This window comes from Brachybacterium sp. AOP42-C2-15 (genome assembly GCF_052377065.1).
Classification (GTDB): Bacteria; Actinomycetota; Actinomycetes; order Actinomycetales; family Dermabacteraceae; genus Brachybacterium.
The window spans coordinates 12,898-28,023 of sequence record NZ_JBQSWK010000038.1 but is presented as its reverse complement, the minus strand read 5'-3'; the positions used below and the strand labels follow the sequence as shown (position 1 = coordinate 28,023).

General features: G+C 66.0%; 9 protein-coding genes. 3 read left to right on the top strand and 6 right to left on the bottom strand.

The genetic code is table 11. From position 1 onward, the window contains the following. Nucleotides 1-2,574 (bottom strand): DUF1156 domain-containing protein (locus tag ACT3SQ_RS16265; RefSeq protein ID WP_444601403.1); only part of this gene is annotated, 2,574 nt, incomplete at its 3' end. Nucleotides 2,575-2,681: 107 nt separating this feature from the next. Continuing rightward, nucleotides 2,682-6,110, bottom strand: coding sequence for a helicase-related protein (locus ACT3SQ_RS16260; protein ID WP_444601402.1), 3,429 nt, complete (start codon nt 6,108-6,110; stop codon nt 2,682-2,684). Between the two features lie 302 nt (nt 6,111-6,412). Here ACT3SQ_RS16260 and ACT3SQ_RS16255 point away from each other — a divergent pair. Beyond that, nucleotides 6,413-7,677 (top strand): IS3 family transposase gene (locus ACT3SQ_RS16255; protein WP_444601401.1). Its coding sequence is split into 2 segments (ribosomal slippage): nt 6,413-6,758 and nt 6,758-7,677, totalling 1,266 coding nucleotides; the frame shifts between segments, so codons are not numbered across the junction. Between the two features lie 255 nt (nt 7,678-7,932). On the opposite strand, the gene ACT3SQ_RS16250 is transcribed toward ACT3SQ_RS16255, so the two are convergent. From ACT3SQ_RS16250 to ACT3SQ_RS16240, 3 genes are all read right to left on the bottom strand, one after another. Further along, the gene (locus tag ACT3SQ_RS16250; protein WP_444601400.1) at nt 7,933-10,998 is read right to left on the bottom strand and encodes a DEAD/DEAH box helicase; all 3,066 of its coding nucleotides are present in this window, start codon (nt 10,996-10,998) and stop codon (nt 7,933-7,935) included. Between the two features lie 383 nt (nt 10,999-11,381). Further along, nucleotides 11,382-12,509 carry a hypothetical protein gene (locus ACT3SQ_RS16245; protein WP_444601399.1) on the bottom strand — a complete coding sequence of 376 codons (1,128 nt, stop codon included), beginning with the start codon at nt 12,507-12,509 and terminating at the stop codon, nt 11,382-11,384. Between the two features lie 145 nt (nt 12,510-12,654). Beyond that, nucleotides 12,655-13,257: a LysE/ArgO family amino acid transporter gene (locus tag ACT3SQ_RS16240; protein ID WP_444601398.1), complete on the bottom strand. Its 603-nt coding sequence runs from the start codon at nt 13,255-13,257 to the stop codon at nt 12,655-12,657. An 85-nt stretch (nt 13,258-13,342) separates the two neighbouring features. Here ACT3SQ_RS16240 and ACT3SQ_RS16235 point away from each other — a divergent pair, with 85 nt between their 5' ends. Beyond that, on the top strand, nt 13,343-14,242 hold the full coding sequence (locus ACT3SQ_RS16235) for an ArgP/LysG family DNA-binding transcriptional regulator (protein WP_444599680.1): 900 nt from the start codon (nt 13,343-13,345) through the stop codon (nt 14,240-14,242). Nucleotides 14,243-14,568: 326 nt separating this feature from the next. On the opposite strand, the gene ACT3SQ_RS16230 is transcribed toward ACT3SQ_RS16235, so the two are convergent. Next, nucleotides 14,569-14,736: a hypothetical protein gene (locus tag ACT3SQ_RS16230; protein ID WP_444601397.1), complete on the bottom strand. Its 168-nt coding sequence runs from the start codon at nt 14,734-14,736 to the stop codon at nt 14,569-14,571. An 84-nt stretch (nt 14,737-14,820) separates the two neighbouring features. Here ACT3SQ_RS16230 and ACT3SQ_RS16225 point away from each other — a divergent pair, with 84 nt between their 5' ends. Continuing rightward, nucleotides 14,821-14,988: a hypothetical protein gene (locus tag ACT3SQ_RS16225; protein ID WP_444599678.1), complete on the top strand. Its 168-nt coding sequence runs from the start codon at nt 14,821-14,823 to the stop codon at nt 14,986-14,988. The last annotated feature ends 138 nt before the right edge of the window (nt 14,989-15,126 follow it).

Below are 15,126 nucleotides of genomic sequence, written 5' to 3'. Positions count from 1 at the left end.
CCCCGCTGCAGGGATCCCGTCGGCCTCCAAGTGCCGGATCGTGTGGTGGAGTGCTTCCCATGTGCTGGTGTGCTCGTCGTCGACAACGCTGTACGTGGCCGGGAGGTCACGCGGCTTGATGAGTGCCACCTTGCCGGCCAGTGACGTCAGGACTTCATCACGAGCAAGAGTCGCTACGGCGGTGTTGCGCGCCCGGGCCAAGTTGTCTGCGTCTCCGAAAGCACCCGTGGTGTAGCCGTTGCCGCGGTACCACGCGATGGCGAAACGTGTCGTCGCATCAAAGTCGCCCTCCTGCTCGCTGAGTACCTCGTCGAGGATCTCGTTGACGCGCGCAAGTGCGGACCGGACCGTCATCTTCGAGCCATCCGGCTCGATGACCCCCGCGAAGCGGGAGAACACCGCCATTCCTGGTCCGATCGCCGCCTGCGGCAGATCGACGGGCGCGATGGTGCCTTGCTGCAGGTTGCGGAGCGCGTCCGGCAACTCCGACTGCAACGTGGCGATGAAGCCCCGGCGGTCTGTTGTGGGCGCACTATCCGGGCGCGGTCGAAGAGAGAGGACGATGCTCGAGGCAAGAGCGTTCGTTCCGCTCGCGATCATTCGGTTGCTCAGCTCGCTGCGCATCGGCCACGTCGACGTGATCGCCCATCCACTGCGGATCATTCCCTCAAGGAGAGTCTCCCAGCCCGAGGACGCAGTACCGCCCCCCGTGGTTTCGGACTGCTTGAAGGCGTAGTAGACGGTTATCGGGAAGTCAGGCAGCGCAGTCTCGCGCGCTCTGGCGAAAACTGCCCGGAATCCGTCTTCGAAGAACGTTTTGGCGCCATCCTTACCCTCGTGACGATACGGATTGGCGACGAGCTCTTCTGCCTTCGGGACGAGCATCGTGCTCAGCAGCTCCGGATGGACAGTCCGCAAAGACCGTCGGAGCCATACATAGAAGAAGTCCGACAGGTCCGAGTACCCGATGTTGTCGTAATACGGAGGGTCGGTACTGAGGAGCATTCGGCCACGCCTTGGGGCACTTGCGTCAGCCTGCTTTGCGTTAGCGACAGGGCCGCCAACATCCTTGATCGCCTTGATCAGGTTACCCAAGCTCACGGTGTATGCACCGGCTGCCCTGCCAAATGGGCGGGTCTCCGCAAAGTCCCACAGCATAGGGATCGCTTGCCGGCCGAACAGGTGGCGTACTTGTTCCTTTGTGTTTTCCCAATGGCATAGCGCGTTCGAGATATCCGTCATTCGACTGACGCCCATGCCGAGATACGTCGCCACCGCGTCAGCGTAGGCGGCGGCGCCCGAGCCGCCCCCTTCGAGCGGTTCTCCTACGTCCGTGCCTGAGGCGAGTGCATTTGCAAGTACTCGTTCCCGAGCTTCTCCGACGAGGTCGCTGAAGGTTGTCAGTGCCGCCAACTGCCGAGCGGTGAAGAGCTCTGCGAACTGCGTGTACCCATACGTCGGTGCTTTCAGGTCCCTCGGGTAATGCCCCAGGCTTCCCAGCGGACCCTCGACCTTGGGGACCCGTTCAGCGGCCGCAACATGGATTACGTTCGGTGCCTGATAAACCCTTCGTCGTGCCCCCTCCGCAACGACCGCCATCATCACTTGGCCAATTCGCTTGGCACGTCCCTCTGTACGGATAAAGGAGAGCGCAACCCCTGTGCCGCATGCAATACACACCGCACCACGGCGACCAACCGTTCCGTCGGCGCCAGCAGTCGGGGCTCCATCTATGTCATGACCTATATCGAAGGTAACGCACTGACCACTCGGATGGTTCGAGTCACTCACGACCGTCGGGACGACGTAGGCCTCCTTACCCTTCTTTTTACCGAGCCACCAAGACCGGACGAGTGGCATCTCGATCCCGCAGGCCGGGTTCGGACACGTGACGGTGCGCGCCCAGATCCAGGCGATAACGTTCGCCTGAGTACCGTCGGGCAGATCGGCCTTCGGGTACAAGTGGCCGATGCGCTTCTCCGCCTCATCGCGCATCCAGTCGCCGTAGGCACGTACGTCGGCGGCCAGGCCCTGCGCACCTGTGTACCCAACAAGCTCATCCTGCAGCGACGGGTGGACCGCCGGCTGATCGCGGAACTTCGGTGGGATCTCGATGAGGGCCTTGTTGATGAGAACCGCCACCGGGTTGAGATCACTGGCATTGGCTTCCAGGCCCAGTCGCTGCGCCTCGAGCGGGATCGTCCCGCCGCCGGCGAAGGGGTCAAGGATCGGTGGTGGGTTCCCGTCTGTGCTCGCGAGGATCTCTGCGTGGGCTTCGGCGAGCAAGGCCTTGTCCTGAGTGTTCTCCCAGACCACGAGGCGCTCGATGATCCCGTGCAGGCGCTCGCGCTCGACGCGCTGGTCCTCTTCGGTGGGGAACTTCTCCGGGTGGGAGCTCGGGTCGTCGACGAGTTGTGCGAAGAGGACCGCCCTCGCCGCTGCGAGGGGTCGGCGTGCCCACCACAGGTGCAGGGTGCTCGGGTGCCCGTGCCGGATCGACTTCTCCCGAGCGGACTCCCTGTTGATGGTCTCTAGGGGCAGGGCCACCTCGATGAGCTTGCGGCGTTCGGTCACTGAGTCTCCATCCTCAACCCATGGCATGGGCATTCGTACGCTGGCACTGGCGTTGATCGCACCCTACTCGCGGGTACCGACAATCGTGGGCGCGGTCGGGGTGATCATCAGAACGGCTCGCATCCTTGGCTCCACGTCTTCTCCCAATGACCGCGCATCCCCGTCGCGGCGAACGACCCCAGCTCGGTCCCGACGAAGGGGTTTGCCACGTAGCGGATCTCGTCGTGAGTCGGACCACCCGGGCTGACCCGCACGAGCGCCAACCGATACCGGGGTTGGGCGTTCTTCCCCGTTAGGACCTCGTTGTGGGTGATGAAGAAGTCCTCAGCACCGGCAATACGTCCCTTGACCTCGATCGTCACGGCGTGGCCGTCGGGCTCGATCGAGAGGATGTCGAAGCCCTTGTTGTTGAAGGCCTGCTCGATGGGGTCACGCCCCAATTGTCGCTCAGCGGCGAGGACGGCCTCGACCGCCCTTCGCTCGACAGCCTTGGTCTCCTTGGCGTGGACCGGAGCATCAGCGGACAGCTCACCCTCCACCCAGGACAACGGGACGACCAGTGCTTGGACCGTTACCCGCGGCGGTGAGGCCTGTACGTGCGCTTGGGCATCCAACTGGCCAAGACGTCGCTGCAAACGCGTTTCCATGTCGCGGGCCTTGCGCGTCAGCGACGCAGAAGACTCCTTGACCTTGTGCCCCGCCTGCTCCTTCTGGCTCGTGCCGAGCGCCTCACTGTCCAACCGGTGGATCTCGGCCTGCAAGCGCGACTCGACAGCCGCACGAGTACGAGCGATCACCGTCGTCTGCTGGTCCGTCACCTCACGGGTGTACTCGGGCAGGACGTGAGCGCTCAAGTGACTGGCCGCGCTGTCTGCGGCCCGCCCGATCCACGGAAGCGACCGAGCCCGGTCGGCTGTCTCACCAGTGGGGACCGGGACCAAGTCGAGATACGGCGCCGGCCCCGCCAGCGTCACGTGTCCACTCGCGTCCGCGTACGCGTAGTGGAACTGTCGGGCAATCTTCTCCTGGGTGCCGTCAATCACCTCCTGGAGGACCCCGAGCAACAGGTGCGGCTCCTCGAGATCTGCAGAGATCAGGACCGTGCCTCGGCGCAGAGTGTCGCCCCACAGCTCATCGGCGGCGTGCATGACTGCATCATGGAGAGGGTGACCGGGCGCCAAGAGGTCTGCCCGACCCGAGTGAGCGTCGTCGATCTTGTCGATGTCGAAGCACACCCGGCCATATCTCGTCGACACCGGCTCGCGCCGCCCTCGCAGTGCCGCCGGGACATGGGTGATTTCGAAACGCCCCGTCTCCCTTCGCGACATGCGGCCGCCCATGGCGGTGAAGGCTCCGCGGAAGGCCATCTCGATGTAGTGCGGCTGGAGCCGCCGTGCCCTGGCCTCATCCATGACTCGGCGCATCCGCTCCACCTCGTTGTCCGCCAGCACGTCACTGGCGAGAGCCCGCTCCTGGAGCAGCTCCGTGAGTCCATCGGCGACGCTCGCGTCGATGACCTCGTGCATCCGCTCCCTGGTCTCGGGGAGCTCGCCGTACTGGATGGCCTCGAGCAGGAGTGTGCGCAGGGAGGTCTTCTCGAAGGCCTGCCCCAGCACGTCGAAGACCTTGCCCCCGTAGGCTTTGCGTTGCTCCTCGATCTTCTCCAGCAAGCGATCGAAGACCTGGCCTTCACGGGTGTTCTGGGCGACGAGGTTCCACAAGCGGCACACTTCCGTCTGGCCGATGCGGTGGATGCGGCCGAAGCGCTGCTCGATGCGGTTGGGGTTCCACGGCAGGTCGTAGTTGACCATGAGGTGGGCGGACTGCAAGTTCAGGCCCTCCCCTGCCGCGTCGGTCGCCAGGAGGACCCGGCACTCGGGGTTCTTCGTGAATTCCTCGGTGATGCGACGACGCTCCGGCCGGGGCACGCCACCGTGAATGGCCTCGACCGCCGTCGCCGATCCGATGACCGAGGTGATCCGCGTTCGCAGGTACTCCAAGGTGTCACGGTGCTCGGTGAACACGATCAAACGACGAGGCTTCGAGGCGTCAGGGGTCGCAAGGATCTCGTTGTCCTCGAGGATGGACCGCAGCTCGGACCACTTCACGTCCTTCTGGGATGCGCGCACGTCTGCGGCGATGCCCACGAGCTCCTCGAGCTCAGCGATCTCGATCGTCAGCTCTTCGACCGTGCGGGCCGCGGTGGCTGCATCGACGAGCTCGTCTTCCATCTCCTCGAGGTCGTGGGCCGAGATGTCGTCTTCGTAGTCGTCGTCCCAGTCGATGTTCGTGGGCAGTTGTGCCTCGCGCACGCCGACGCCGTTCTCGAGGTCGTGCTTCTTGCGCTCCAGCCGTGCAACCCGCCGCTTCAGGGACTCGTGGATCGCGGCTGGACTGGACGCCAGCCGGCGCTGTAGCACGGTCAAGGCGAAGCCAACCGTGTTGCGCCGCTTGCCCTCCAATTTCGCTGCTCGGTTCATCCCCTCGCGGACGTACTCAGTGACGCGCTCGTAGAGCTCCTGCTCTGCGTCCGTGAGTTGGTAGGGCACCGTCTCGGCGACCCGCTCGGGGAACAGTGGTGTCCCCTCGAAGGTGAGGAGGTCCTCCTTGATCATGCGGCGCATGTAGCGGCTGGTGTCGGTCTGGCCGAGCTGCTTGCGGTACTTGCCGGCGAACTCGTCCCTGTCGAGGAGTGTCAGGAAGGCCTGGAAGTTCTCCTCTGATCCGGCGTGAGGAGTCGCAGTCATGAGCAGCAGGTGACGAGTGCGCTGACCGATCAGCTCCCCGAGGAGGAACCGCTTGGTCTTCTTCAGCTCGCTGCCCCACCAGTTGGCCGCCATGCGGTGGGCCTCGTCGACGATGATCAGGTCCCACTCGCTCTCGGCGAGCTGGTCCTGCAGGTCCTCATTGCGGGAGAGCTGGTCCATTCGGGCGATGAGCAGGGGGTGCTTGTCGAAGACGGATGTGTGGAGAGACGCCTCGGTCATCTGCCGGGTCAGGATGTCGAAGTCGAGTCCGAACTTGAGGAAGAGCTCGTCCTGCCACTGCTCCACCAGGCCTCCGGGGGCAATGACCAGGCACCGTTTGACGTCGTCCCTCAGCAGCAGCTCCTTGATGTAGAGCCCGGCCATGATCGTCTTGCCCGCGCCCGGGTCGTCGGCGAGGAGAAAGCGAAGAGGGGTCCGCGGAAGCAGCTCGCCGTACACGGCTCGGATCTGGTGCGGCAACGGCTGGACGTCACTGGTCGCGAGCGCCAGCATCGGGTCGCTCAGTCCTGCGAGCCGGATCCGCTGTGCCTCGGCCGCGATCTTGAACTTCTCGGGATCGGCGTCGAACTGGGCGATAGAGGACTTGGCGGGACGAAAGGCGGACTCTTCACTGCGGAAGACCAGGCGCTGGGCCAACCGGCCTGCGCTGTCTTTGTAGGTGAGTTCCCGCGTGTCCGATCCGTGTGACTGCACAGCAAGCACCTGTACGGGTCCTGTCGGGACCACGCCTTCGAGAGTCGCTCCGGCGACGATCTCCTCCAACTTCATGAGATCTCCTCGGTCGTGGCGGGGACGGGACGTTGTTCGTTTGATTACGGCTCGCCAGCCGTTCACCCTCGGCCGCGATCATCTCACGACGCGCCCTGGCACCGTTCTCAAGCGCGACGCATATGCCGTACGGAGAAGATGCCTTGGCCAGTCACTGCGATTGCTACCTTGGCTACATGAACCAGCGCACCTCTCATCCACAACATCGGGACTGCTGCGCATTTAGGTGACAGTTGGGGGCCTGACCCTTGTTCGTGGACACGCTGATTCCAGCATCTGCTGGGGAAGCGAGATCATGAACCATGGCCAGGAAGAACTACTCCGAAGAGTTTCGCCAGCAGGCGGTTGACCTGTACGAGTCGACACCGGGAGCGACGCTCCGCGGTATCGCGGAGGACCTCGGGATCGTCCGAGGCACGCTGCGACAGTGGCTCGAGACCCACGGGAGTGGGAAGAAGACCGCGGCTGACGGCACGCTGACCGACAGTCCGTTGCGGTCCGCGCCGACGCCCAGCACGGCCGATCCCAATGAGCCGCTCGAGCAACGCGTCGCTCGCCTGGAAGCAGAGAACGCCCAGTTGAGAGCGGAGACGACGAAGCTCACCACGGAGCGGGAGATCCTCCAGAAAGCCGCTAAGTATTTCGCTGGGCAGACGCGCTGGTGAGTCGCTTCCAGTTCGTCGCCGACCACCACGCCACCTACCCGGTGAAGCGACTGTGCGAGCTCGTCGAGATCGAGCGTTCCTCCTACTACGCCTGGCAGGCAGGCGCCCCGGCACGGGCCGAGAGAGCCGCCCACGATGCGGAGCTGCTGGAGCAGATCCGCATCATCCACGCCAAGGACGACGCTCAGGGTGTCCCACGGATCACGGCCGAGCTCAACGACGGTGCCACACTCGAGGACCGCGTGAACCACAAGCGGGTCGCCCGCGTGATGCGGACCGCTGGCCTCGCCGGGTTCGTCAAGAAGCGCCGGCACCGCACGACGGTGCCGGAGCCTGCCGACCAGGTCGTTCCTGACCTGCTGGGCCGGGACTTCACCGCCGAGGCGCCGAACCGGCGCTACGTCGGTGACATCACCTACCTGCCGCTGTCCGAGACCGGCGGGGGTGGGAACCTGTATCTCGCCACGGTGATCGACTGCTACAGCCGCCGCCTGGTGGGCTGGGCGATCGCGGACCACATGCGAACCGACCTCGTCGCTGATGCACTCAAGGCCGCCGCCGCGACCCGTGGATCTCTGGCAGGAGCGATCTTCCACAGCGACCACGGTTCGGTCTACACCTCGAAGGCCTACGCCGATCTCTGCGCCCGGCTCGGCGTGACCCAGTCGATGGGAGCCGTCGGCTCCAGCGCCGACAACGCGATGGCGGAGTCGTTCAACACGACGGCGAAACGCGAGGTCCTCCGCGACGCCGCGTGCTTCACCGACGAGCTCACCGCCCGCCGCACGATGTTCCGCTGGCTGACCCGCTACAACACCAAGCGCCGCCACTCCTGGTGCCGCTACCAGTCCCCGAACACCTACGAACGCACCTACACCGATAAACTCGCGCTCGCAGCGTAAACAACCCCGTGCCCACGAACCGGGGGTAGGCCCCCGTCCAGACGCGGTACGGGGAGTGCGTGGGGACGCGTTCGCGGAGGTATTCAAGACCCTCGCGCTCGTGATCGAACTGCGAGGCGGTCACCTCGACCCAGCGATCGTCGGTCACCGATTCCTCCCTCGCCTCTCTCGAGCCGCATGCATCTGGTCATGGTACTGATCAGGACAGACACCCGTGGACGGGTTGAGCAAACGTTTCGGTCTCGGAACGCGCTGTCATCCTCGGAGCACACGTGCCTTCGCGGCACCGAACTCCTCGTCCGTCAACGCTCCTGACCGGTGCAGCTCGGCGAGCTGTTCGAGCGCCGATACGAAGTCGAGGCCGGCCCCCTGTGCAGCCTTGTCGGGCTGCTCCAACTGTGGCAGCACCACTTCCGGTGCATCCGGCACGTTCACAGATGAGGCTGGCACCACGTCCGCGGAGGGCGGTACAGCTTCGACCGGGACGAGACTCGTCGGAGCGTCATCCTCCCCCGCTTCTGCGCCATTCACCTCAGGATCGTCCCGGCTCGGCACCTCGGTGGAGACTGCATGCACGGTCTTCCATCTGCTCCCGCGGGCGATCTTCACGGATTGTCCATCCGGTGCGAACAGCCACGTGCGGTCACCCACCTCGAGTACGAAGCTGTCATCGCCGATCCGAAGGTCCGTCGGTTCTGCCCGGGACAGATCTGAGTCGATAAGGAAGCGGACGTACCTGTCTGCATCCCAGCTGTTCAAGAACTCGGACCGGACGGACTCCGTGAGGCGCTCGAACGTGCGGTTCGAGTAGAAGATCGTCGAAGGGTCCACCACCTCCCGGAACTCGGCCAGGTCTCTGACATCGAGCACGGTATCCGGCGCATTCCAGGCCATCGAGATCTTCTTCAGGGGATCGTCAGCACGCCCGAATTCGAGGTAGTCGCCGTAACGGCGGTACTGACCCGAGCTCTTGTACCCGACAACCTGCCGGCCGGCGATGTCGATCTCGACGCTGTATCCGCTGCGCGCGATGACCAGCCGGCCCTTCTCACACCGATTCCGGTCGCGGTCCTGGCCGAGATGATCGACCAGGAGCCGCAGGTGCTGCTCCGATTCCGTCCTACCGCCGCCGTGCATTGCGATGTGCTCCTCCACGGCACGGTCCGCGATGGCAAGATCGTTCACGCTGCCCAGCCCAGCCAGCGCAGCGCCCGCGTTCCGACGAGTCGGCGAGTCAGGCCATGGCCGATGCCGCCAGTTCCCCGGGAGCCGTTGCACCTTGGTCAGCTGCCACTGCCTACTCACCTCCGCCCAACTCCTCTTGTCCTGTCTCGCGCAGAAGTACGATTGGAACCGGTCTTTGGCATAGAGGACCGTGAGCCCCGCCGCTCTCACGGAGGCGCTCCCTGCAGGTCCCGGATTCGATGTGGGGCGCGCAATTCGAAGTAGGCCTGCAAGCGTCTCGCGCAGTGCCGACTCTGCCATCGCGTCATCTCCCCCGTGCACCCGCTGGTAGCTGACCAATGCTGCCCGCGTCATCGGAAGGGTGCGGGGGTCGACGTTTTCGGAAGTCGCCTGCGCCTCACCGAAGACAGACTTCGGGGTTGCCTCCACGCGGGACGACGCTGGTACCGACGTCGCCGGAGCCGATGTCTGCCTCGGTTTCGGCATCAGTGTGGGTGTCGGTGCTTCTTTCGCCCGCCTCCCTGCGGTGCCACCTGTCGAGTCTTCAGGTGAAATCTGGTGGTCTGCACTCGCCGCTTGTGGACTCGACGTCGGAGACGGTGTGGAGCTCTTCCGGCCTGACGCGAACTGCGCGTCCGCCTCAATGTGCGTCACGCTGTCGGCACTCTGCACGATGAGATCCAAGCATCCTTCCTGCCCATCGTTCTGAGTGATGTCCTCGACGGTCCCCTCCGCATAGACCACGACGAAAGTCGCGCGGCGCCCGTCGGACTTGAGCCGAAGGACCCGGCCCATTCGCTGGATCATTTGCCGTCGGGACTTGGATCCGCCCATGACGATGCCCAGGTCTATCTGCGGCACATCGATACCCTCGTCGAGCACCGTCGGCGCCACGAGCGCCCGGGTCCTGCCAATCTTGAGCCGATGGAGACGCTCGCGCCTCTCGAAGGTCGTCAGGTTGGAGTGGATCGGCTCGCTCGCCACGGCCTCTTCGCGCAGCGCTTCCGCGATGTTCTCCGCGGCGAGGATCGATCTCGTGAAGACGAGCGCGCCTTGAGAACGGTGCACGGAGGGTGCGAGGGCTCGCGCTGCCCGAAGTTTCGCCCGGGACTCCGACAGAATCCGAGTCCGCTCATGGAAGTTCTTCAGGTAGCGGCGCGACAAGTCGACCAGCATCGCTGGCACCGACGAGTCGTCACCGCGGGAGTACTCGGAGACAACTTTCATGAACAGGCCGAACGGCTCCTCGGGAACGCCTTGGTCGATCAACCGGAGCCTGCAGTCGATGACGATCTCGTGGGCGGCGTCATACTTCGTGCGCTCGGACGGCGAGAGCCGAACCTTGAGCAGCTTCACGTCATAGTGCGCCACGACGCCATCGGCGATCGCGCGATCGAACCCGATCTGGAAGCACGGCGTGCCTCCGAAGTAGCGGAGCAGGACGCCCAGTCCATCGTCATTCCGCTCGAACGTCGCCGTCAGCCCCAGACGCCGGCGATAAGTGCTGTGCAGGATCCGCTTCCACTGTTCCGATCCGTACCGATGACACTCATCCGCCACGATCAGCACCTTGCCGTCTGCACGCCACGGCGGAGCGGGGTAGAGGGATTGGACAGTCCCGACGAGCACCCGCCTCTTCGGGCCGAATCGTGGCGGCACGCCATCGCCCACCGAGGCCACGCCATCGATCCGCTGAGCACGAAGAGTCGCGCACCACTGCTGGACGAGCTCACGCGTCGGCACCACTATGACGACTGAGTAGTCGTCTGCGAGAGCCTCCCGGACGGCTTCGACACCCACGCGCGACTTCCCGGTTCCCGTCACGGCCTCGACAACGCCAATCCGGCCGTGCCCGGCCCACGAGTCCAGCGCCTCGCTCTGCCATGTTCGGAGCGGAGGCTGTCCGGCTGGAGCCTGTGAGGTCCACTCCGTCGCAGGTCGCCCTGCTTCGACGAGCCAGTTCTTCCCCTTCGCCGTCGCGCGGACCTCTCCGCTGCTCTCTTCGAAGAAGGGAGTGCTGAGCGCCGCTGCCCGCGCGGGGTGTCCCGCCTGGCAGGTGGTCTCCTCCACGAGCGAGAGCAGACTTTCGGTGTCGATCGACTGGCCGCCGTCCAGAGCTTCCAGCAGCTGCCGCATGCGGTCACGACAGATGGCACCTGCCGGGTCGAGTACGTCGATCACCTTCGGCGACGGACTCAACACTCCTGCCACGGCCCCTATACCTCCTGCGCACGAATTCACTTCCGAGCTCTGAACTTCCAGTGAATCCCACGGGACTGACATTTGAGCCCACACCGGGTCATTTTTCAGACAACGATTTGGCAACGCCGTATCGGAAAGACCGGGACCCAATGCGCTTCGACTTGTAGGCACCGATGCGCTGGCGTGACTGAGGAACTTGCAGGTCGAGCGGTGGAACGTCGTCCTCGACAATCTGGAGGTCACCTCGCCGCACATGGGCGTGGTTTGCCGCCCGTGGCCCGGCAACGGGCCGGTGTTTCGTACCCTCCGAGGATGTCCTAGGCCTCACCGTCGGTGCGAGAAACACGCTCGACCGATCGCCGCGCGAACACCGAACCAACGCGTCCCGTCACCGAGCCTGCGGCCCCCTTCGCTGCCGAGCCGACTCCCTTGACCCTGCCCATCGCACGGCCCTGAGTCTCCCCGCCTTCTCCCTCGTTCTCGACCGCGGGGCGCCGGCTGCTGAGGGAGTTCGCCGCCGACGAGACGCGTCCTCGCAGGGAAGTGCTCGCCCGTTCCTCCTCGACCTCGTCGACATGGTGGAGATTCCGGAGGTACTCCTCGGCGTCGACGTTCGGAGGCGGAAGCTGCCTCAGGTGCTTGATCAGACGACCGGCCTGCACGCGCAACGTGGCATACGTGAGCCCTCCGGAAATCACGCCACCGACCACGGGCACGGTCTTCGAAACCGCTTTGGCGAAGCTGTCCTTCGTGAGCTTCACTCCGACGACCCGGAGCACCTGCTTCATCGGGGTGTACCAGGCGGTCTTCGTCAGCGCGACGCCAGCGATCTGACGCTGGATCGCCGGACGCGCGATGTTCGCCGCGAAGTTCGTGACGGTGGCGGAGGCCCCGCCGATTCCCATCATCACACCCAGGAACGCGGTGAGCTCCCCGAGGGTCTCGTCATCGATGTCATCGGTGTCGGTGAGGAACTCTCTCCACCCGTAGACGTAGGCGACCTTCTGCATGATGCGGAAGGCGTGGAAATAGAACTGCGTGATGTCACCGGGGATGGTCCCCAGCATCGCGAATCCACCGGGGATGCCCGCTGCGAACGACATAGCGGTGGACTTCCGTGTCTCGAACTCGACGACCTCGGAGGCGATGCGGTCGAGCATGTCGAGGTCGACGCCGGCCGCCGCCGGATTCTCCGCGACAGCCCGGTCGATCATGAGGGTTCCGACGCCACGGCGGTGCAGCTCGGCACGCAGGAAGTGCTCGCGATCGATCCGCACACCCCGCAGGCGGATCACCCGCGTGAGGAACTCGATCGCGAATCTCTCCGCGTCCGCTTGTTGGGACTCGGAGAGGTCGCTGAGAGGTGCATTCGGATCCTCGGCAGTGTGCAGCATTTCGGGCTGCGCGGCGTCGACCTCGGTCTGTGGCGCTTCGTCTTCCTGCACGTTCCCTGCTTCCTCCTCACATGGCCCGTAGCGAGTCTCCAGGCACTCTGCGCAGAGTAAAGGGTGCTCGATGCTCAAGGACGGCGGCTGTGGTCTCAGATCTGCATCGTTTGCGAAACCTGTTCGGTCCACAATCACATCCCACTCACCCCACCGCCAGCACCCCCGCCACCCCCACCATCGTCACGGCGACCACCCCGTCGAGCACCCGCCACGCCCGGGCACTCGACAGCACCCGCCCCAGCTTTCGCGCGCCGAACCCCAGCGCCGTGAACCACAGCGTGCTGCCCGCCACCGCGCCGGCGGCGAACTGCCCGGCCTGCGCGCCGTGGGTCGCGGCGAGGGAGCCGAGCAGCAGCACGGTGTCCAGGTAGACGTGCGGGTTCAGCCAGGTGAGCGCGAGCGCGGTGGCGACCACGGCGCCGAGCCCGCTCCCCCGCCCGCTCCCGTCGGCCTGCAGTGACTCGCCGCCGCGCAGAGCCCGCCGGGCGGCGAGCGCGGCGTAGCCGAGCAGGAAGGCGACGCCGGCCCAGCGCGCGATGGTGACCAGCTCGGGCACGGCCCGCACGAGGGCACCGAGTCCGCCGGCGCCGGCGGTGATGAGCACGGCGTCCGAGGTGATGCACACGGCCACGACCGGCAGCACGTGCTCGCGGCGGATGCCCTGGCGGAGCACGAAGACGTTCTGGGAGCCGATGGCAATGATGAGCGAGAGGCCGGCGAGGAGGCCGTGCAGAGCGGAAATCACGGGGTCGACGCTAGAGCCACCTGACCTGAAGCACCAGCGAACATCTCTACAGCATCTGAAGCAACACTTCATCTAGGCTCCGGGCATGCGCATCGATCCCACCCTCGCCGAGACGTTGCGCCTCGTGGCCGAGGAGGGCACGCTCGAGGCCGCGGCCCGCCGGCAGCACATGACCCCGTCGGCTGTGAGCCAGCGGCTGAAGCTGCTCGAGCAGCAGCTGGGCCAGCGCCTGCTGGTGCGGGCCAGGCCGGTGCGGCTCACTCCTCCCGGCGAGGTGGTGGTGCGCTTCGCCCGCGGCCATGCCCTCCTCGAGCAGGAGACGCGGGTAGCGCTCGGGCTCGAGGCGCAGGGTGAGCAGCCCCGGATCGGGATCGCTGTGAACTCCGATTCGCTCGCCACCTGGTTCGTGCCGGCTCTGGCGGCGTTCGCGAGCGAGCACGATGCGCAGCTGGAGCTGCAGCGCGAGGACCAGGACGCGACCGCGCGCCTGCTCACCGCCGGGGCCGCCCTCGCGGCAGTGACCTCGGCGCCGTCGGCTCCGCCGGGGTTCCGCTCGATGCCGTTGGGCAGCCTGGTCTACGTCGCGGTCGCCTCCCCCGCCTGGCAGGAGCGCTGGGCGGGGAGCACGAGCGGCTCCGTCGGCGCGGACGTGCTCTCCCGCGCCCCGCGGATCGACTACGACGCGAGCGATGACCTGCAGGCCACCTGGCTGCGCCGCCACGGCGTGGATCCCGCGCGCGCCCCGCGCCACCTGGTCCCCTCCACTCACGAGCTCGCGGGCGCCGTCCTCGCCGGGCTCGGCTGGGGCATGCTGCTCACCATGCAGGCCGAGCCGCTGCTGGCCCGCGGGGAGCTGATCGCGCTCGGTGGCGAACCGGTCACCTCGGCCCTGTTCTGGCAGGTGGCGACGACCCCGTCGGCCGTGCTCGAAGCGCTCACCGGCGCCGTGCTCGAGACCGCTCGGGAGGCGCTGCAGCAGGGGTGAGGCAAAGAGTCGGCTGCCGAGCCCTCAGCCCCTCACTGATTCGCGCACGAAGAGCATGTTCATGAACGGGATCTCATCCCGGATGAACCCCCTCGGAGTCATCCTGCGCATCGGTGGAGGCGCGGAGGTTTCGAGCGTCGTGATGCCCTGGTCAGTGCTCGGTACGGCCGCTCGACCGCGTCGGCCATGGGCGCGGTGCCGACGTCCTGGAACGAAGCCGCTGCCGCCCCGGATCAGGGCCGGCGGCTCCCGCGCCGAGTCCCGGACTGTTCCATGGAGTCGTGGGTCCCACCGGGGCGAAATGAGCCCGTGCGGTGCGCTGCGTATCAGTCCTCGTGAGGGCGGCCGTCCGGATCGGGCTCGGACCGCAGCTGATCCGCGATCTCCTCCTCCGGGCGGGGCGCTGTCGTCTCGTCGTCCTCGAGCTGTGGGACGGGCGGTTCCCCAGGCCCGGGGGACGGTTCGTGCGTGGGATCTCCGGAGCGAGCGGTCATGATGAGGCCTCCCCTGTCGTGGTGCTCCCAGCGTACGCGCGGCGGGAATCGTTGGGTTTCGCGTCGACGTCGAGAAGATGTGCGATGTGGCCGGCGTGCTCGGTCGAGTTCGTCGGCACCGCTGCTGGTCCGATCCTCGGGCGGCTGCGCGTTGCCGGTCCCACGGGTGACACCGCGGGCCTCACCGACGTGGCGGAGCTGCCGGGTGCGGACTGGCTTCCGTCGGCGAGCCTGACCGAGGGCAGTGTCTGAGAGGTGTGGAGAGCCGGTCTCCTCCGCGACGCTCCGTCGTGCTCTGCGGGCCGTGCGTTCTCAGATCAGGAGTCGCAGCAGCAGAGCCGGTATGCGCACCGCGAACTTCAGCACGGCCCAGATCCCCTCGGACAGCTC